This window comes from Streptococcus milleri, from assembly GCF_900636525.1.
GTDB classification, from domain to species: Bacteria; Bacillota; Bacilli; order Lactobacillales; family Streptococcaceae; genus Streptococcus; species Streptococcus hominis.
In genome coordinates this window covers 644,179-663,236 of the sequence record NZ_LR134288.1, presented here as the reverse complement: position 1 = coordinate 663,236, position 19,058 = coordinate 644,179, and the positions used below count along the sequence as shown (strand labels likewise).

Annotated in this window: 16 protein-coding genes; 1 reads left to right on the top strand and 15 read right to left on the bottom strand. The window is 35.8% G+C overall.

The genetic code is table 11. From position 1 onward, the window contains the following. Positions 1–304: 304 nt before the first annotated feature. The 8 genes from EL087_RS03230 to ccpA form a co-directional block, all read right to left on the bottom strand. Complete coding sequence (locus EL087_RS03230; RefSeq protein ID WP_126406809.1) at positions 305–664, bottom strand: YbaN family protein; 360 nt, start codon at positions 662–664, stop codon at positions 305–307. 8 nt (positions 665–672) lie between these two features. After that, entirely contained in the window at positions 673–1,476 is an 804-nt protein-coding gene (locus EL087_RS03225; RefSeq protein ID WP_003027672.1) for an MBL fold metallo-hydrolase, read from the bottom strand. A gap of 2 nt (positions 1,477–1,478) precedes the next feature. Next, the gene (vicK, locus tag EL087_RS03220; protein WP_126406807.1) at positions 1,479–2,831 is read right to left on the bottom strand and encodes a cell wall metabolism sensor histidine kinase VicK; all 1,353 of its coding nucleotides are present in this window, start codon (positions 2,829–2,831) and stop codon (positions 1,479–1,481) included. Next, entirely contained in the window at positions 2,824–3,525 is a 702-nt protein-coding gene (gene yycF, locus EL087_RS03215) for a response regulator YycF (RefSeq protein ID WP_003040015.1), read from the bottom strand. Before yycF ends, vicK begins: the two co-directional genes overlap by 8 nt. Positions 3,526–3,808: 283 nt before the next feature. Continuing rightward, positions 3,809–4,150, bottom strand: coding sequence for a hypothetical protein (locus tag EL087_RS03210; RefSeq protein ID WP_003040057.1), 342 nt, complete (start codon positions 4,148–4,150; stop codon positions 3,809–3,811). A gap of 26 nt (positions 4,151–4,176) precedes the next feature. Then, the gene (locus tag EL087_RS03205) at positions 4,177–5,490 is read right to left on the bottom strand and encodes a glycosyltransferase family 4 protein (protein WP_003039969.1); all 1,314 of its coding nucleotides are present in this window, start codon (positions 5,488–5,490) and stop codon (positions 4,177–4,179) included. Between the two features lies 1 nt (position 5,491). Then, positions 5,492–6,490: a glycosyltransferase family 4 protein gene (locus tag EL087_RS03200; RefSeq protein WP_126406804.1), complete on the bottom strand. Its 999-nt coding sequence runs from the start codon at positions 6,488–6,490 to the stop codon at positions 5,492–5,494. Positions 6,491–6,669: 179 nt separating this feature from the next. Further along, positions 6,670–7,674: a catabolite control protein A gene (ccpA, locus tag EL087_RS03195; protein WP_003040018.1), complete on the bottom strand. Its 1,005-nt coding sequence runs from the start codon at positions 7,672–7,674 to the stop codon at positions 6,670–6,672. A gap of 263 nt (positions 7,675–7,937) precedes the next feature. Here ccpA and EL087_RS03190 point away from each other — a divergent pair, with 263 nt between their 5' ends. Further along, positions 7,938–9,020, top strand: a complete 1,083-nt coding sequence (locus tag EL087_RS03190; RefSeq protein WP_126406802.1) for a M24 family metallopeptidase — start codon at positions 7,938–7,940, stop codon at positions 9,018–9,020. A gap of 366 nt (positions 9,021–9,386) precedes the next feature. Here the strand turns inward: EL087_RS03190 and EL087_RS03185 are convergent, their stop codons facing one another. The 7 genes from EL087_RS03185 to EL087_RS03155 all read right to left on the bottom strand — a co-directional run bounded on the left by EL087_RS03185 (position 9,387) and on the right by EL087_RS03155 (position 19,058). Beyond that, entirely contained in the window at positions 9,387–11,852 is a 2,466-nt protein-coding gene (locus tag EL087_RS03185; RefSeq protein ID WP_126406800.1) for an LTA synthase family protein, read from the bottom strand. Next, entirely contained in the window at positions 11,852–13,519 is a 1,668-nt protein-coding gene (locus EL087_RS03180; RefSeq protein ID WP_126406798.1) for a rhamnan synthesis F family protein, read from the bottom strand. The genes EL087_RS03185 and EL087_RS03180 overlap by 1 nt, the downstream gene beginning before the upstream one ends. A gap of 14 nt (positions 13,520–13,533) precedes the next feature. Then, positions 13,534–14,736 carry an ABC transporter ATP-binding protein gene (locus EL087_RS03175; protein ID WP_003027694.1) on the bottom strand — a complete coding sequence of 401 codons (1,203 nt, stop codon included), beginning with the start codon at positions 14,734–14,736 and terminating at the stop codon, positions 13,534–13,536. After that, positions 14,736–15,542, bottom strand: coding sequence for an ABC transporter permease (locus tag EL087_RS03170; protein ID WP_003068657.1), 807 nt, complete (start codon positions 15,540–15,542; stop codon positions 14,736–14,738). The genes EL087_RS03175 and EL087_RS03170 overlap by 1 nt, the downstream gene beginning before the upstream one ends. 2 nt (positions 15,543–15,544) lie before the next feature. Beyond that, positions 15,545–16,480, bottom strand: a complete 936-nt coding sequence (locus EL087_RS03165; protein ID WP_003027697.1) for a glycosyltransferase family 2 protein — start codon at positions 16,478–16,480, stop codon at positions 15,545–15,547. Then, positions 16,477–17,625: a beta 1-4 rhamnosyltransferase Cps2T gene (gene cps2T / locus EL087_RS03160; protein WP_003027698.1), complete on the bottom strand. Its 1,149-nt coding sequence runs from the start codon at positions 17,623–17,625 to the stop codon at positions 16,477–16,479. The genes EL087_RS03165 and cps2T overlap by 4 nt, the downstream gene beginning before the upstream one ends. Positions 17,626–17,810: 185 nt before the next feature. Beyond that, entirely contained in the window at positions 17,811–19,058 is a 1,248-nt protein-coding gene (locus EL087_RS03155; protein WP_126406796.1) for a glycosyltransferase family 4 protein, read from the bottom strand.

Genomic DNA, 19,058 nt, shown 5'->3' with positions numbered 1-19,058 from the left:
CCCAGACAATTGGAACTAGAAAGCAAGCGGCGGGTGGGGCAAAAACTCTACTTGAGCTTTTGAGGTCGCAGGTGTAATCAACGAAGTCAGTAACAAAGAGTACAGCAAGGTTAACAAATGCTTCGCTTTCCTTCTCTGCCACCTCTCACAGTCATCCGGACTGTAAAATCCGACGAAGTTTGAAGAGATCTTCACAGAGTATAAAAAGAAAACAAATTCTCTATTATTATATCAAAAAAATCCTTGATACTCCAACGATACCAAGAATTTGATAGGAAAAGTTCACCAGAGATGAAATGAATTTTCATTCTTTATCTGGAATGACTTTGAATAAATAATACGTCATAAAAAGGGTTAAGGCAGCTAAAGCAAACTTCACCCAGATAAGAGGTGCAAAGAAGATAGAAATTCCCATTAGAATATAAATGGAAATAAGAATTTTTCTTTTACGCTCCCGAGCAATAGCACCTGTTTCGCGAAAGTCCGCCACATAGATTTGATACAACTTAGTATGGTATAGCCATTTTTCAAATCGTTTGGAAAAGCGTGAAAAGCATGCAATCGCCAACAGCAAAAAGGGAGTTGTCGGCAATAGCGATAAAGCAACTCCCAAAAGGGCTAATCCTACTGAAATAAAACCAATCATTAAGTAAAAAATTTGCATTCTTTCTCCTAAATATTTGTTAAAGGTGTCGCCGTATCTGGCGATGTATCACAAATATGAAAATCATGCTCAACCGCCAAATCAGCCTGTGCTAATTGATTGATCATTGTGATATGAGCCAATTCTTTGGTATTATTTTCTTTGCTAAGATGCCCTAGATAGATTTTCTTAGTGCGATAACCCAACGTACGAATCATGGTTTCTGCCCCGTCATCATTCGACAAATGTCCTTGGTCAGATAAAATCCGCTGCTTCAGGCTCCAAGGATAAGCTCCGCTACGAAGGATTTCAATATCATGGTTGGACTCGATCAAATACCCGTCCGCATTTTCAATAATCCCCGCCATACGATCGCTAACATAGCCAGTATCCGTTAGTAGAACAAAACTTTTATCGTCTTTCATCAGTCGGTAAAATTGCGGTGCAACCGCATCATGACTAACACCAAAACTTTCAATGTCAATATCGCCAAATGTCTTGGTTTTTCCCATTTCAAAAATGTGCTTCTGACTAACATCAATCTTCCCAAGCGCTACTTCCATAGCATTCCATGTTTCTTGATTGGCATAAATGTCTAAATGATATTTCCGTGCCAAAACGCCCACACCATGGATATGATCCTTATGCTCATGCGTTACCAAAATGGCATCCAAATCCTCTGGTTTACGGTCAATTTCACTCAATAAGCTGGTAATTTTCTTCCCAGACAAGCCCGCATCAATCAACAACTTCTTCTTTGGAGTTTCTAAATAAAAACAGTTACCGGTAGAACCTGACGCTAAAATACTATACTTAAATCCTTTCTCGCTCATGGCTATCCTTCTAATTCATCTTCTTCCCAATCATCATCTTTGACAGCTTCTTTGTCATATGGCAGAACGATTGTAAACGTTGAGCCTTTGCCATACTCGCTCTTTGCCCAGATAAATCCGTGATGTTGCTTAATAATTTCCTTAGCAATAGCTAAACCTAATCCGGATCCACCTTGTGCACGACTTCTTGCTTTGTCTACACGATAGAAGCGGTCAAAAATTTTCGGTAAATCTTTTTTAGGAATCCCTAAGCCCTCATCTGATATAGACAAAATCATTTGGGTCTCGGTTGTTTTCATACTGACCGTAATTTTACCACCGTCAGGAGAATATTTAATGGCATTGTTGATAATATTATCAATCACCTGTGTCATCTTATCTGTATCAATTTCGACCCAAATAGAGTTAATAGGATAATCTCGAATAATTTCGTACTTCTTATCATCATTCTGACTTCTGATTTTGTCAAAACGATTTAAAATAAACGTGATAAAAGCTGTAAAATTCGTCAGCTCAATATCCAAATGACTGGTAGCATTGTCAATACGTGACAAACTCAGCAAGTCTGAAACCATTCGCATCATCCGATTGGTTTCATCTAACGAAACCTTAATAAAATCTGGTGCAACTGGCTCAGACAAAGCGCCCTCATCTAATGCTTCCAGATAAGACTTGACACTGGTCAAGGGAGTACGCAATTCATGACTGACATTAGAAACAAATAGTCTCCGCTCACGTTCCTCTTTTTCCTGCTCCGTTGTATCATGCAGCACTGCAACCAGCCCTGAAATAAAGCCTGATTCTCGCCGAATCAAGGCAAATCGAACACGTAAACTTAAAAACTCTCCATTTTCATCCTGCGAATCAATGGTCAGCTCTGGAACTTTCGTAATCAAGTCTCGTAAGTCATATTCGTCTTCGATATCCAGCAGTTTTAAGATATTCATCTTTCGTGCTTCAGATTCTTTAACTCCCAACTGCTTGGTCGCCATATCATTGATCATGATAATCTGCCCACGACGATTGGTCGCAAGAACGCCGTCCGTCATATAGGATAAAATACTCGACAGGCGCTTAGTTTCTTGCTCTAAATTTTCATGCGTTAGACGGATTACCTCAGATAAATCATTGATACTATTAGTAATATCCGTAATTTCTGGGCCACCTTGCATATCTAAAACTTCTGAATAATCTCCTGCAATTAAGTCTTTCACTTTTTGATTCAATTGGCGAATACGAACATTATCACGTCGGTTTTCCAAGGAAAGCAAGGTAATCACCAAAATAAATCCTAAAATGAGTAAGACAAATACAAAATCTTTTGATACAACAAATTGTCTAATATTATCAATCATTGTTTCTCATGTAATATCCAACGCCACGCCGTGTTAAAATATACTCTGGTCGGCTAGGAATATCCTCAATCTTTTCTCTCAAACGGCGAATTGTCACATCGACCGTCCGTACATCTCCAAAATAATCATAACCCCACACCGTTTCTAGCAGATGTTCACGCGTCATCACTTGCCCGATATGCGTTGCCAAATGGTGGAGCAATTCAAACTCACGGTGTGTTAAATCTAATTCTTCGCCATGCTTTTTCACGACAAAAGCATCAGTCAAAATCTGCAAATCTCCAATCACAATTTCTGTCAGAGCAGCTTCTGCTTCTTGATTTTCAATTGTCAAATCTGTCCGCCGCAAAATGGCTTTAACACGCGCCTGCAACTCACGATTAGAGAAAGGCTTTGTCATATAGTCATCCGCACCGATTTCAAGACCAATAACTTTGTCAAATTCACTGTCTTTGGCAGAAAGAACGATGATTGGCACATTACTCGTTTTCCGAATCGTTCGCGCCACCTCTAAACCATCCATTTCGGGCAACATCAAGTCCAAAATCAAAATATCTGGACGTTCTGCTTCAAACATTTCTAACGCTTCGCGACCGTCGAAGGCTGTCACTACTTCATAACCTTCTTTTACCATGTTAAACTTTATAATATCTGAGATTGGTTTCTCATCATCTACAACTAATATTTTTTTCATTCTATTCACCTTTTTCTATCTTTTCATTATACCAAATTTTCCTTAAAATTTACCAATTCAACTCATAACACATCATTTCTTTACTTTACAAATTTAAAACAAATATGTTAAAAATATGACAGCAAAGACAGGCTTTCATATCAAAAAATAGTCCAGACAAAAGCGTCTTAGACCATTCATTGAATTTTTAGGAAAAACTATGAAACGCAATACACCTGTCTTAACTTTTCACTGCTACTGTAGTAATTTCCTAAAGAAGCAAATGCTCTGAACTACTAGATGTTCATTTACTTGTCTTTCTCCAGCGAAATATCCCATAACCTAACAGCATCCCCACCAATAAACAGATAAAATAGGCTGCATGATACAGTAAAATCCATTCACCAAAGGTCAGAATCGTCACAAAGAACATGAGTGTCGCTAAAAGCAAAAAACGGCGAGAAAAACCATTTAGTCCAGCATAGACAACTGCTACAAGGAATGTTGCCAGCGGTGAATATATCAAAACATTATTCACCACCAAGCCCTTTCGTAACAATTCGTCCATTGGTATCATTTGGACAATTCCATAAAATAACGAATAGAAAAAGAGTAGTACAGCTAAAAAAGGAAGATCGCGTTTCATTTTCCCACCTCGCTAGTCTAGGAGTTTTATTTTAGGTATTTCTGTATATTTTTGATTTGTCGTTTAGACGCTTTAAACATTCGCGCTGATCCATTTACAGGAAGGGCAATCGCTTTTTGGGGAAGATAAATGACAGATTTCGCTAATCGCTTACTAACAGACTCCTCCGGATATAAATCATTGTTGAAATCTTTTGAAATGGTTAAATCCAAATAAAATTCATAGACACGACGGCCGAAGTTTTCAGCAGAGATTTCGTATAATTTTGCAGCGAGACTTTTCTCATCCAAATCCGGTGTTGCAATAACAGCTTCCAAAATCGCTCCTGCCAAATCACGTTCTTCATAATAAAGCGTTCCAAACATTTTATCATTGATAACGTTGTCCAGATAAGGATTTCCGTGAGCAATAATCGGAGTGCCACTCGCTAGGCTTTCTAAATATGTCAAGCCCTGTGTCTCACTCGTTGAAGCAGAAATAAAGAAATCCGCTGCTTTATAATACAATGCGGTTTCACTTGGTGCAATCATTCCTGTGAAAATCACTGCATCTGTAATGTTCAACCGTTTGGCTTGTGATTTTAAGTCAGACAAATAAGGACCGTCTCCCGCCACTACCAACTTCACATCTGGATTTTCTTCCAAAACAGCTGGCAGAGCAGCTAAAACTGCCTGAATGTTTTTTTCATAAGAAATGCGTGATAAGCTAAGCAACATGGTTTCTTGATTTGAAATGCCTAATTTTTCTCGTAAATCAGCAATATTCTCAGCAGTAATTTCTGGACGTTCAAATTTGGCCAACTCAATTCCAGTCGGAATAACCCGTTTTTCTACTTTTACTTTGTATTTCATGAGTAAATCATAGACAATCTCGCTCGGACAAATCACACCGTCCAAATCACTCATAAATCCACGAACAATGTATTTGACCATGCTAGGACGAATGACCATACCTTTAGCAATGTAGCGCACATAATCTTCATACTGTGTATGATAGGTATGAACAACTGGAATCCGCAGTTCTTTCGCAATCCAAACACCCAACAGACCCAAAGAAAATTCAGTCTGGGTATGAATAATATCCAATTGATATTGACGTGCAATCTCTAAAGCCGTTGAAAAACCGCGATAAGCAATTCGCCGATCTTTAAAGGCAAAAAATGGCACGCTGGGAATTCGAATAATCTGCCAATCCTCATAACGATTGACATCCTTATCTGTCGTTGTAAAAATAAAAACGGTATGTCCTAGCTTTTCTAATTCTGTTTTTAAAGTGCGAATACTAGTTGCCACCCCTGAAACCTGAGGGAAATACGTATCCGTAAAAAGACCAATTCGCATGCTACATCTCCAATACTTCTCGATAAGCATCCACAAGCTTATAAGCCACATCATCAATTGAACGACTCTGCGCTACCTTATAGCCAGCTTCTCGCTTATCTACCTTTCTATCCAAAATCTTTTGGATAGAGTCTACAAACTCATCTACATTGTGTCCCAATTCAGCCGATTGTTCATCAATCCAGCCCTCATATACAGGAATATCTCGCAAAACTACGTGCTGATGACTAGCCAACGCCTCTAACACCACAATCCCTTCTGTCTCTTCATAACTAGGGAAAAAGAAGAGACTACTGCCGCTCATAGCTCCTTCAAAAACAGCCCCCTTGAAATAACCTGGAAATTCAACATTTTTAGGATGATTAAACAGTACAAGATTTCTGATTTTCCGTGGAATGATCCACTTGTTAATGCTTCCCAGCCAAATAAAGCGAACATCTGGCATTCTGCGTGCTACTTCTACAAAGTCTTCAATCCCTTTGCGTCTGAAATAAAGTCCTGCACAGACAACCACCTTATCTCCTTCTTGGATATGAAAATGTTTTCTAAATACTTCTTCTTTATGTGGATCTTTTTTATATTTCTGAAGGTCAATCCCATTAGAAACCACCACAATTGGTGTTGTCACGCCATAGCCCTGAATCAACTTTTTGGAATACTCAGACGGTGTAATGATAAAATCCGCCATTTGGTACATGTGAGCTAAATATTTTCCAAAGGCTTCCGCAAAAAAGTTTGACCCGATAAAGGAATTGCGAAAATCTTCTTTAGTCGAATGCCCATGCATAATCACTTTTTTCCCTTGTTTTTTTGCTTTGTGCAAAAGTCGCAAACTTCTAGGCCCATAAGTATTGATATGAACCACATCATAATTTCCTGAAGGATCGGTCGTGTAGGGAATTCCAGCCAAATCTAGAGCTTTCATCTGATGTTGCAAAGCTCGTCCAATGCCTGATTTTTCCAAAACCGCTTTACCTTCTAAATACAGTAATACTTTCATGTCTTCTATTATACCCAAAAGATAGAAAAAATAAAACCACAAAGGTATTGAGCCTCTTGAAAACAAAAAAGTCCGAGACACTAGTATCTCAGACATAAACTACTCTCATAATAAACGAGTAGCAAGATGATTGGACAACAAACTTAAAATTGAAAATTTCAAGTTCTGTCTAACTCTACTTACTTTCCTGTTGAACGGCGCTCAATAAGACCATGAGCTAATACTACTTCGCGTTCTTCCAGCTCTTCCTTGTGCATAATCTTAGTCAGCATGCGCATACTAATTGCACCAAGGTCATACAAAGGTTGACCAATAGTTGTCAAATTTGGACGAGTGAAGCGTGCTACCTGCGAATCATCGCTAGTGATGATTTCAAAATCTTCTGGTACATTTACACCCTTGTCTGATAAACCATTTAACAGCCCAGCCGCCAGCTCATCACCAGTCACAAAAGCTGCTGTGGCTTTGGAAGCAATGACCCGTTCTGCTAATTGATAACCATCATCATAGCTGTATTTTGACTCAAAAACCAATCCTTCACTATAAGTAAGTTTGGCTTTCTTCAAAGCTTCTTTGTATCCAGCTAAACGAATCTTACCATTGATATCATCCACCAAAGGTCCGCTTACAAAAGCAATTTTTTGATTATTTTTTGTAAGACGTTCAACTGCATCTATAGTTGCTTGTTTGTAATCAATATTAACACTTGGCAATTGATGCTCGACATCAACTGTACCTGCAAGCACAACTGGCGTCCGTGAACGAGAAAACTCAGAACGAATTTTTTCTGTCAAATGATAGCCCATAAAGATAATACCGTCCACTTGTTTTGAGAACAGTGTATTGACAACAGAAACTTCTTTGTCATCATCTTCATCACTATTGGCTAAGACAATATTATATTTGTACATCTCTGCGATATCATCAATTCCTTTTGCAAGCGTTGCAAAATAACTGCTTGTGATATTTGGAATGACAACTCCAACAGTCGTCGTCTTTTTGCTAGCAAGACCACGCGCTACCGCATTTGGGCGGTAATCCAAGCGGTCAATCACTTCCAAGACTTTTTTTCTTGTATTTTCCTTTACATTTTTATTTCCATTTACCACACGGCTAACGGTTGCCATTGAAACTCCCGCTTCACGCGCGACATCATAAATGGTTACTGTATCGTCTGTGTTCATGCTTCTTCCTTTCTATATTGAAAATATCGTTTTCACATTCCTACCAAACTCATTTTATCACTTATTGGAAACACTTTCAAGCATTTTGATAACTTTTTGAAAAATCTTGTTTTTTAGGCAAATTTTTAGCAATTTTACCAATGATTTTACAAGAAAAATGTACCCAATCTGTAAAATTTCTGAAGTGAAAAAAAGTTCTTACTGTCCTCTTGATTTTTACCTATTTTTTTGCAAAAATAGAGGGGTAGAAAGAAGGTACTAGAATGACCAAAATAAATCAAATTATTTCTTATCTGGAAACAGAAAAAGCAGATGTTGCCGTGGTTTCTGATCCTGTTACAATCAATTATTTAACAGGATTTTATAGCGACCCTCACGAACGTCAGATGTTTCTTTTTATTTTCACAAATCATGAACCACTACTCTTTGTGCCTGCTCTTGAAGTAGAACGTGCTAGTGCGATTGTCAATTTTAAAGTTGTGGGTTATGTTGACTCTGAGAATCCTTGGATAAAAATCAAAGCAGCCTTACCAGCTAGCAGCTTCCACAAAGTTGCTGTTGAGTTTGATAACTTGATTTTGACCAAATACAATGGTTTAAATACCGTTTTTGAACGCGCTGAATTTACAAACTTAACCCCATGTATCAATCGTATGCGTCTCATCAAATCAGCCGATGAAATCAAGAAAATGTTTGTCGCAGGAGAATACGCAGATAGGGCTATTAAGATTGGTTTTGATACTATTTCTCTCGATAAAACAGAAACAGATATTATTGCTCAAATTGACTTTGGTATCAAACAACTCGGCTATGAGATGAGCTTTGAGACTATGGTTTTAACAGGTGATAATGCTGCTAATCCGCATGGCATTCCTGGTGCAAACAAAGTCGAAAACAATGCCCTGCTTCTATTTGACCTTGGCTGTATGGTCAATGGTTATGCCAGCGATATGACACGAACAGTTGCTGTTGGAAAACCAGATCAGTTTAAAAAAGACATTTACAATCTAACGCTTGAAGCTCAACGGGCAGCTCTTGACTTCATCAAACCCGGAGTAACAGCTCATGAAGTAGACCGCGCAGCACGCGAAGTCATCGAAAAAGCCGGTTATGGTGAATACTTCAATCATCGTCTGGGGCATGGTATCGGCATGAGTGTTCACGAATTTCCATCTATCATGGAAGGAAATGATATGGTTATCGAAGAAGGTATGTGCTTCTCTGTTGAGCCTGGTATCTATATTCCTGGAAAAGTTGGCGTTCGTATTGAAGACTGCGGGCATGTCACAAAAGAAGGCTTTGAAGTCTTTACAAGTACAAGTAAAGATCTGCTCTATTTTGATTAAAAACTAAAAAAAGCTAACATAGTTGAGTTAAGGACTGAAGCCTGTATTGGATTTAGTCCTTTTTATTTTGAACTCTAACTTTGTTGTAATCATCGAATTAACTAATTAACTCGTTTAGTAATTAAATCTGTTTTCAAATCTATAAAGCATCTTAACTTTTAACATACCAAAGAAAATTTTATTGTTCTTGATGCCAATTTCTTTTCATGTCATAAAAAAATGAAGAATTCTTTTCGACAAAAAGTAATGACAGAATCAATTTTACATATTGTTATATTCTATTCATAACTCATTTCATAAGAAAAAACTCCATAGTTGAATTTTTAACCAACTATAGAGATTTGTAGGGCTACTTATTACAGCTTTTTACTCACTATGTACTTTAAAAAAATCTTTTGACAAATAGCCTTTACCCGCCACCATATCATATTGAACAAGCTTCAGATCTTCTGCAATTTGCTGCCCTTCTGCATCCAAATCTTTTTTATCAACACTTGCCTTATGCAAAACTTCTGTTAATAAAGCATAATAAGGTGATACTTTTGAATTGGTTTGTTCTAACAATAGAGCTGTGAAGTCACTTGAATTTACCATCGGATAGTCCAATTTAGGTGTTTCATAATTACTCCACACAAAATAGTCTGTTAAATATTGACTCTCTGGATTATTTTTGAAAGCTGACTGTGGATAAAGCCCTGGTAAATGATCTCCATAAAAAACAACTGTAATTTTTTTATTTATTTTTGAAAGTTGATCAAGAAAATCCTTTGTGGCTACATCTGTATGATGTAACATCCTCACATAGTTTGATAAAGTTTGGTTATCTGCATCCGAAAAACCTATATACTTGGCAGATATAGTAATAGGATTCGGTTCTGTCCAAGGCATATGGTTTTGCATCGTCATAACCGAAAAGAATTGACTTTGATTTTCCTTCAAATTATTTAAAATCTGGTTATATGTTGTTTTATCACTATAATTTCCACCAATCTGATCACCTTTTAGTCCCTTAGTCCCATAATGAATAAATTTATTAAACCCTAAGTCATTGTAGATAATATTTCTGGAATAATTGCTTGGTGAAGCTAAGTGAATAACGGTACGGTTCTTACGGCTATAAAAATTACTAATTGATGGAAACTTGTTCATTCCCGGCACTACTTCTGTGTAGATGACTGAAATAGAAGGAGAAAGATTATAGAAAGGAAGCCCCGTTAATGTCTGAAATTCCATATTGGCAGTACCACCACCATATCCATCTGATTTCATTAAACCACTTGTTGATTTGTTTTTGACTTCTTGAATATTTGGAATTGGATTTTCTGACATAGTAACCCCTTCTACACGGGCAGGATCAGAAAAGCTTTCACTCAAAATATAAATAACCGTTTGATTTTCAATTGTTTCCGTTCTGGATTGATTGTAGTTAGCCGCGATACGTTTATATTTATTTTCTAAATTCTTAATGGTTTCCTTGGAATATTTTTTCGGTTGAGTCATAGTCGTATCTGACATCTGTGAAAACCACACAAAAGATACAGAGCGCATCTGTGAATTGACAGTGTTTCCAAACCAAGTTAAATCATGATAATTATTTAAAATGGACATTACTGGAATATTATCAGTAATTTTCCCATCCTTTTTAGAAGAGAACACTTGTAAAATACCAAAGAAAAAGACGGCTGGTAATACAAGCAAAATTATTCGATATTTTATATTTGGAACTGTTTTGTTTGGTAGAATCTTTTTTCTCAAAAACCAATAAAGAGAGGCTATTAGTAAAAAAATGAACAAAATATAAATAATATAATTTCCACCAATAAAATCAAGCAATGTTTTTGGATTTCGCAACCAAACGATATCACTTGGCAAAATGGGTTCTTGACGATATTGAAATTTTAAAGCACTAGCAATGGAACTTCCTATTCCCACTACTAAAATTAGTATAGTTGGTAAGAGGAAACTATTAAAAACTGCATATAGGCAAATGAAAGTTATAAAAAAGATACTAATTTGAAAGAGACTAGCCCCTGCAAATAAACGTAAATCTAAAACTGATATATCTGCTCGAATACTATTTTGGATTGTGTAGTTGAATACTACAGCAAATATTGCACTAAATAAAGTAGCAACCGAAAAACTATTTTTATTCTCACTAAGATCTTTCATTCCTTGGACTACTAAAAGACTTAATACAGAGCCAAACACAAATATTAAAAATACTAGACTAGTGAGAGAAAATACGAACAGTTCATTGATTTGGAGCTTTTTTTCATAAAATCTGCTCAAAAATTCTGTTTTTGTTAATACACTTAAAAATTTATTATCAGAAAACACAAGGGATAATAACAATTGTGATAAAAGCAGATTCTCCATTCCACTTGAATTATTTTTATCAATGTGTAATCCTTTAAACAAAGATAGGTTATCCAACTTTGGAATTATTTTATAAAGAACAACCATGATAGATATCACTAATAAAACTGGTAAAAAATATAGTTGTAAAAAATGATTTTGAAAAATTTTTTCAAATTTAAATGAAGGATTATTGACATTTCTAGTCACCTCAAGTAAATAAGAAAAAATAGTGTATAAACCATATATAATAACATACCATGTTGTAAGCTTTTTATATGATAAGTTAGAAATTAGGAAACTGATACCAAATAAGAAAAAGGTAGATAATAGAATCTCAATCCATAAAAAAGGATAAGTAGTTAAATCAGCATGACTATTCAATGCCATACTAAGATTAACAATGGACACATCAAGCATTAAAAAGCTAATTAGAATAAAACTAATTTGCTCATAATTTTTTCGTAAAAATTTCATCATACTTCCTTACCAAAGAAACTTGCAAGTCGTTTTGTAAAACTTTTTTTGTGTATTAACTGTTCTTGCTGTTTCATTAACTGATAATCCAATCTTTGCAAGTCTAAAAGAGATGGAAAAGACTGTGATAAAAGGATAATTTGAAAATCATAATTCTTGTCCCAAGCTACATAAACAAGTAAATTTTCTAAAATAGTTGATTGCTCTTGAAGAGAATAGCTACTGAAGGTTTTGAAACTAGCTTTAAATAGGGATTCTACAGCCTCATACTTAAACCACATCCACCCACCGTAAACTCTTGTCAGAGTTACTGCATCAGTAAACTTAAAAGATTTTCGACAGGACAATAATTTCCATAGTTTTTCCATCTCCTCTTTAAGAGGTTTCTGATAAAACAAACCATTTCTAACCACACTCGGGAGATCAGGTATAATAAGCCCTAAATTAGAACAATGTTCCAAAGCATTGATACTATAGTTCATATTCTCAATCATCATATTAAACAAATCATCCCGCATCCATTGATCTAGACCAGCTACTTCGGGAATCAAAGTATGAGTAGACAAATGTCCAATATATTTGTATGTTTTTAATCTTTCCGCTTGAGCAAACATAGCTAATAATGGATGTTGCTCTTGAGTCAACCGTATCTGATTCTTAATAGAAGAGTCTTTTAAATAAGAATTCAAATACTCAAATATTTTTATATCAGACGTTGTCATCAAATACTCAAATTGAGGAAATTGAACAACTATTTTATTCATCCACTGTTCAAATATTGATAAATTTGTAACATGAATATGCAATACAATATCTTTATGTGCCGAAGTAACTTCATTGTGCTGAGCAAGAATTTTTCCTTGTAAAAGATAGGGAGCATCTGGGGAAAAATATTCAAACATATGCATTTTAATCAAAGAGATGGGATAAGACGACTCTCTTTTAATTATCTCCAAAAGAAAACTAGCTAAAAAGGGATTGCCATCAATAGCTTTTACTTTTAAAAAAGGAACTTTTTTTTCAAGAATAGTTTGTGGCTTATAATAGGAAAAATCAGGATGCAACAACTCTCCTACTTCTTCTTTACAAGTATCATAAAAAGCTTGATAGTTAAAACCTTTCTTTTGAAAATAAGCTGTAAACTGCGTTTCATATTGATTTATAACACTTTGAACATCTGTAAAATCTTTTATTTGCGACCAAAATTTTTGGAAAACTTCTGATTTTAACATGGATTGTTTAAACGATACAAAATAACTTTGTAAGTGCTCTTTAAAATATTTTGTCTTTCGGAAATTCGTCATTCCCCAGAAATCAACTATCTGATTTGCTTCCATATCTTCATATATTTTTTGCAAATCCCATAGGGGACCAAAACAAGTATCATTCATAATGGTAAGAGAATCATAGCCTTGTATTTTGTCAAAGCCAATGAACTGCATCCCATCACGCCAAGCTGCAAAATCAAATCCGGTATTGTCTCGCTCAATCACGATATCAATATTTAATTCTTTTTGCAACTTAGTCTTGTCATCTTTTTCTAAAGGGCTATTTGAAATAAAGACAACCGTAGAAAATAACTGTTTTATCTGTTTTAATTGGTAAAATACATGACCACTCACTTGATGTAGTTTGTTAAAATGAGTATACAGTAGTATTCGCTCCATAGAATCACCTTATTCTATTGTGAAATTATCCAACTTCCATTCCGCTGAATCAAGCCAGTCGCAGAGTCTTTTGCTGAAATGTCATCATCAGAAATATCGTTACGATTGATAAGGATAATGGGAGTATTCTTTGAATTGGCAAAAGCAAGGATTTGATCATGATGGTCTCGGACTGATACTTGTAATTTAAGCTTGATATCATTTACTTCAGCAAGTGAACAAGCATATACAAATCTCTTCTCGCCTTCTCCATTTGTCATATCATCAAAAGAATTATCATTGTAAATCCAAATACTGCGGTCAATATCAGTCAAAGAAAAAGCGATATAAGTCGGAATATCTTGTTTTACCTGATACGAAATTTCAAATTTGATTTCTTGATTCGGAGTTATTTGTGCAGGAGTCAAGAGTTCAACCTTTAAATCAGAGATAGCCTCATGCTCTGCAGTAAAGTCGTCATTTAAGGCTTTTTTCTGGCTGGCATTATCAAGACTATACTGGTTTGCAACATCATCCGGTGCACCGACCACTTTGATTAGCCCGTCTTCAATCAAAACTGCTTTATTGCAATATTTTTTCACTGCATTCATGTCATGGGTTACTAGGATAGTGGTTTTTCCGGATTTTTTGCGTTCCATAAAATAATCATTGCACTTGCGTTGAAAAGCTTCATCACCCACTGCTAACACTTCATCAAGAATGAGAATATCTCCCTGAGCTTTAATAGCAACCGAAAAAGCTAAACGGACTTGCATTCCGCTAGAATAATTCTTCAGTTTCTGATTCATGAATTCTTCAAGTTCTGCAAATTCAACAATATCATCATACATAGTGTCTATCTCTTCGGTAGAAAATCCAAGCATGGCACCATTCATATAGACATTTTCTCTACCTGTTAGCTCAGGATTGAAACCAACTCCTAGCTCAATAAAGGAAACTAGCTTTCCATCAATAGTCACCGTTCCCTTCTCAGGAACATAAATCTCTGAAATAATTTTCAAAAGCGTCGACTTACCAGAACCATTTCGACCAACAATCCCAAAGAAATCACCTTTTTCAACTTCAAAGGAAATATCTTTTAACACATGTTGCTCTTTATAACCCTTGATTCCTTTAAAACAATTGACCAAACTAGTCCTTAAACTTTGAGTTGCTTCTGTTGGCAAACGAAAAAATTTACTAACATGATCAATTTTTACTGCAATATTATTCGACATTATAAAATCTCCGCAAACCTCTTAGCATTTTTATTAAAAATATATAGACCAAAGACAAAAATTAAAACTGGTAACACATAAGGAAACGCTGCAATCCAAGGGGTGTTAATCAAATCCCAACCTCTCATACTTCCAGAATAAACCACAAAATGTCGCAAATCCTGAATAATCTGTGCCAAAGGATTGAGCATCATCAATTTAGCGATAGTTACTTGTCCACGCTGAAGAATAAATGTTAAAGAGTAAATAATAGGCGTTGCGTACATACCAGCCTGCAATACAACTTCCCAAATCGGACCAATATCTCGATATTTAACAAATAGAGTAGACAACGCCAAAGAAACTCCTGTAGCCATTAAAATCAATTCCACAAACAAAGGAATAATAATCAACCAACCTGCATTTATAGAAACTCCATTAATCAAAGCAAATACAAAGACTACTAAAATATTTATTGCATAGTTGATAGCTGCACCGGCAATGGCTGAAAAAACGATAATTGATTTAGAGAAATTTAATTTTCTCAGCAAATCTCCACGTGAAACAATCGATAGCATTCCCATATTGGTAGCTTCTGTAAAGAAACTCCAAGTTACCATCCCTAGCAACAATCCTACTGCATAATGGGGAGTTCCATCGTCAAATTTCAAAAATCGAACAAATACTAAATACATAATTGTAAATAGCATAAAAGGTTTCAAAATGGACCATAAATGCCCAATCAAACTTCCTTGATACCGTAATTTAAAATCCGTTTTAATCATCTCGCGTAAGAGAATCATATTTTTTCGACTAAATAAGTCCATCATTACTCCTTATAAGCAAATTTTGTGAGAATCAAAGTGGTGAAGACAAAAGTATGGAAGGTGCGATTTTTTCGGAAACCATATTTCCATAGACGCTTATATCGTTCTGTCAAAGGTACTTCCATAATCGTTACAAAATTTTCTACAATTTCTTTATCAGCAGGGCTCAATGGTAACCCCAACAAGTTTTTTGCTTGTTTTTGACTCGCTTGGATGAGATTCCAATACTTGGCAAAAAGGATATGCGGGCGAATCCAGTTTTTCATTCTTTTTCTAAGTGTGCGTGCTCCCAAGACATTACTAGAGTGTTGGCGATACAACTCTCCCTGCTTATCAATATAAACCAGCTTGCCAAAAGCTGTAGCTAGTAGAGCTAGATACCAGTCGTGCATGAGTAAGTCATACTCCTCCTGCCCATTCCATAAGTCAGCCAGAGCTTGATTAATCATCGAAACGCCGCCAGTCACAGTATTTTCTGTTAATTCTTGGAGCAATTCTGTATTTGCATGATCCGATTGTGTTTGAATCATACTTTCATGAACAACATTGAGTTCTTGATCTACTACTTTTAAATCCATATAAACAAGTAAAGGTAGCGTATTATCATATTTTTCTGCTTCTTTCAGCTGCAGCTCTATTTTTTCAGGTAGCCAAACGTCATCCTGATCGCTAAATAGATAGAAATCTGACGTTTGATATTTCAAAAGATGAAAGAAACTTTTAATAACCCCAACATTCTCGACACTATCGGGATTCACAAAACGAATGCGATTATCTTTTTGACAAAAATCTTGAATAATCTCACGTGTCCTGTCTTTAGAACCGTCATCTCGAATCAATAGTTGCCAGTCTGTATAAGTCTGATTCAAGATGCTCTCAATCTGCTCTACTAAAAATCGCTCACCATTGTAGGTGGACATGAGAATCGTCACTTTCATGATAAAAATAATTCCTCGTATTCACCCACAATTTTTTCCCAGGTGTAGTTTTCTTTCATATTTTCTTTGGCAGCTTGCCCTAATTGGGAGAAATCGACTTTCATATCTACTTGGTCAATCAATTCTACTAAAGATGCATCTGCTTTCTGCCAATAGAAAGCCGTTCCCTTTGCAACTTGACGATTAAAATCGACATCTAAAACCAAGTTCAAATCCGTTTGCGCCAACGCCTCCAGCAAGCCAGGATTAGTCCCTCCGACTTCGTGACCATGAATATAAGCAAAGGCTTGATTGCGAATGTACTTCAATAATTCCTGATCATAAACCGTTCCAACAAACTTAATCCGCTTATCTTGGTCAAAACCTGTTTTATTTCGCAACTCGTCAAAATAAACATTCCCTTGATAATTGCAGACAATCAGTAAATCTCGTTGCGTCTGTGACTTCATAAACTCACGAATGATAATTTCATAGTTATTTTCTGGAACAAAACGCCCAACAATCAAATAATAATTTTTTTCTTTACTCTGCCATTGGTTAAAAAAATCACGCACTTTTGTAGTCTGATCTGTCAAAGAAGATAAATTTAAATCTGTTCCATAAGCGATAAAAGTCGTTTTAGACCAAGGATAGATCTTGTTGATGTACATTTCAATTCCTTGATTATCTGAAATTACCAAATCTGCATGTTTAGTCATCAACTTTTCAGAATACTTGAGATAAGCTTGAACTGGTTTTGCCCACTTTGCACGCTTCCATTCCAGACCATCTGGATTGATGTAAAATATACCACCGGCATGGTGAATTTTTCGAGAAAAAGGTGCAATAAAAGCTCCGATTGTATTTCCTAAAATATAAAAAACCGGTTGAACTATTTCTTGCTCTTTCACTAACTTCAAAGCGTAGTTGATTGCCATCATATCATAGGCAATAACACGAGCTGGACCAAATTTTGGTGCTTGAATCGTAAAACAATCTACGCCTTTGTAGTCAAAATGATGATAGGCTTCTTTATCTGACAAGCAAGCCACATGATACTGAATCTGTGATGAAACCTGGTGTCCAACCAAATTTTCTACAAAAGTTTCAAATCCACCATATTTTGCAGGAAGACCACGACTTCCAATAATGAATACATGCTGCATGATTTTCCTCACTTCAAGATTTTACAATTCATACTATTATACCACTTTATGAACAGTTTGTGTAATACAATAAATAAAAAGGCGGTTAAAACAGCCAATAGTCTGAACTATAATACTGATTTATCCGCCTTTTTCTGATGCGATACAAAAAACTCAAACAGAATGATTTTATCATCCTGGCTCCTCTACTCTTTTAGGATTGAACATAATTTTTTCTTTAATTTTTTCAAAAAAGAACTTGTAGGATAGGCAGAAACAGATGACTCAAATAAAAATTTTAGGTGATACAAGGAATTTCCATCAGTAAATGTCAGGTTTTCAATCCGGTCCAATATCTCATGATAAACTTCCTGAACAGTATAAAGGCTGCGAATCTTTTCTAGATTAGCTAAAGAATTTTCTTTTAACTGTTCAAATGAAGCCAAAGCTTCTTTGATTCGCTCAGTGAGAATTTCCACATTTCCCGATGGATATAGCTGCCCTTCTTCAAAAATTTCATAAGCCGACAAATGACCCAAATTATCCGAGATAATGACTGGAATTCCGTTCATGATAGCTTCAATATAAACCAAACCAAAAGTTTCCATAGCTGAAGGGAAGACAGCAAGATCTGCTGCTGTCACTTCTTCCCAAGGCTGGTCTCTATGACCTAAAAAATGAATATTTTTAAGGTTCTTTTCTGCTATGTAAGTCTCACATTTTGTCTTATATTCTTCATCCCAAGCACCAATAAAAATCAACTCTGGACTAGGATGAGGTAACTTCCCATAAGCTTTAATCAATTCTAATTGGTTTTTCCGTTCAGTTAAGCGACCAACGGACACAATACGACGTTTTGCTGCGGCTTCTCCCTTAATTCCAGTAGGAACAATTTGTGTAAAAGGCGCAAAAGATAAGATACTCTGCTTGGGTAGCAATTCTTTCAGCTGCTTTTGTAGAGCGCCTCTTACAGCAAAAATTTCCTGTGAGTAATCAGTTATGAAAGTTAATTTTTCTTTATAATAGCCAAACTCTCCATTAGGAAATTCATGAATCAGCCAAAAATGTGGAATATTCTCACAGGCTGCTGCAACTGCTCCTTGAAACATATTAACTGTATTCGTAATGACTAATTCAATTTGTTTGTCTGTAATGATTTTCCTAAGTGCAGCAATATTTTCCTGATAGGATATAACTCTTTCGTTATGAGTTCCTGGTAAACCACCTGGTGCATCTTCCCACCACCACTTAACAGATGGCAAAGCTAGTGTTTCGATACCTTTTTTAGCAAGTTTTGCTATATAATCCTGCTGAACTGACACATGGTAGTCGGGAATAGCGTTGATGACGGTATGGCCCGTTTGCACTAGATATTCCATCAAATGAACAATTGATATTTCTGCACCATTGTCTAGTGTTCCCGTTGGGGAAATAAATAATATAGTTTTTTTCAT

Excerpts from the sequence above, each read along its gene's own strand:
- ccpA (WP_003040018.1), bottom strand. The coding sequence starts at position 7,674 with ATGAACACAGACGATACAGTAACCATTTATGATGTCGCGCGTGAAGCG.
- EL087_RS03175 (WP_003027694.1), bottom strand. The coding sequence starts at position 14,736 with ATGTCGAATAATATTGCAGTAAAAATTGATCATGTTAGTAAATTTTTT.
- yycF (WP_003040015.1), bottom strand. The coding sequence starts at position 3,525 with ATGAAAAAAATATTAGTTGTAGATGATGAGAAACCAATCTCAGATATT.
- vicK (WP_126406807.1), bottom strand. The coding sequence starts at position 2,831 with ATGATTGATAATATTAGACAATTTGTTGTATCAAAAGATTTTGTATTT.
- EL087_RS03165 (WP_003027697.1), bottom strand. The coding sequence starts at position 16,480 with ATGAAAGTGACGATTCTCATGTCCACCTACAATGGTGAGCGATTTTTA.
- EL087_RS03205 (WP_003039969.1), bottom strand. The coding sequence starts at position 5,490 with ATGCGAATTGGTCTTTTTACGGATACGTATTTCCCTCAGGTTTCAGGG.
- EL087_RS03155 (WP_126406796.1), bottom strand. The coding sequence starts at position 19,058 with ATGAAAAAAACTATATTATTTATTTCCCCAACGGGAACACTAGACAAT.
- cps2T (WP_003027698.1), bottom strand. The coding sequence starts at position 17,625 with ATGCAGCATGTATTCATTATTGGAAGTCGTGGTCTTCCTGCAAAATAT.
- EL087_RS03210 (WP_003040057.1), bottom strand. The coding sequence starts at position 4,150 with ATGAAACGCGATCTTCCTTTTTTAGCTGTACTACTCTTTTTCTATTCG.
- EL087_RS03190 (WP_126406802.1), top strand. The coding sequence starts at position 7,938 with ATGACCAAAATAAATCAAATTATTTCTTATCTGGAAACAGAAAAAGCA.
- EL087_RS03225 (WP_003027672.1), bottom strand. The coding sequence starts at position 1,476 with ATGAGCGAGAAAGGATTTAAGTATAGTATTTTAGCGTCAGGTTCTACC.
- EL087_RS03180 (WP_126406798.1), bottom strand. The coding sequence starts at position 13,519 with ATGGAGCGAATACTACTGTATACTCATTTTAACAAACTACATCAAGTG.
- EL087_RS03230 (WP_126406809.1), bottom strand. The coding sequence starts at position 664 with ATGCAAATTTTTTACTTAATGATTGGTTTTATTTCAGTAGGATTAGCC.
- EL087_RS03185 (WP_126406800.1), bottom strand. The coding sequence starts at position 11,852 with ATGAAATTTTTACGAAAAAATTATGAGCAAATTAGTTTTATTCTAATT.
- EL087_RS03170 (WP_003068657.1), bottom strand. The coding sequence starts at position 15,542 with ATGGACTTATTTAGTCGAAAAAATATGATTCTCTTACGCGAGATGATT.
- EL087_RS03200 (WP_126406804.1), bottom strand. The coding sequence starts at position 6,490 with ATGAAAGTATTACTGTATTTAGAAGGTAAAGCGGTTTTGGAAAAATCA.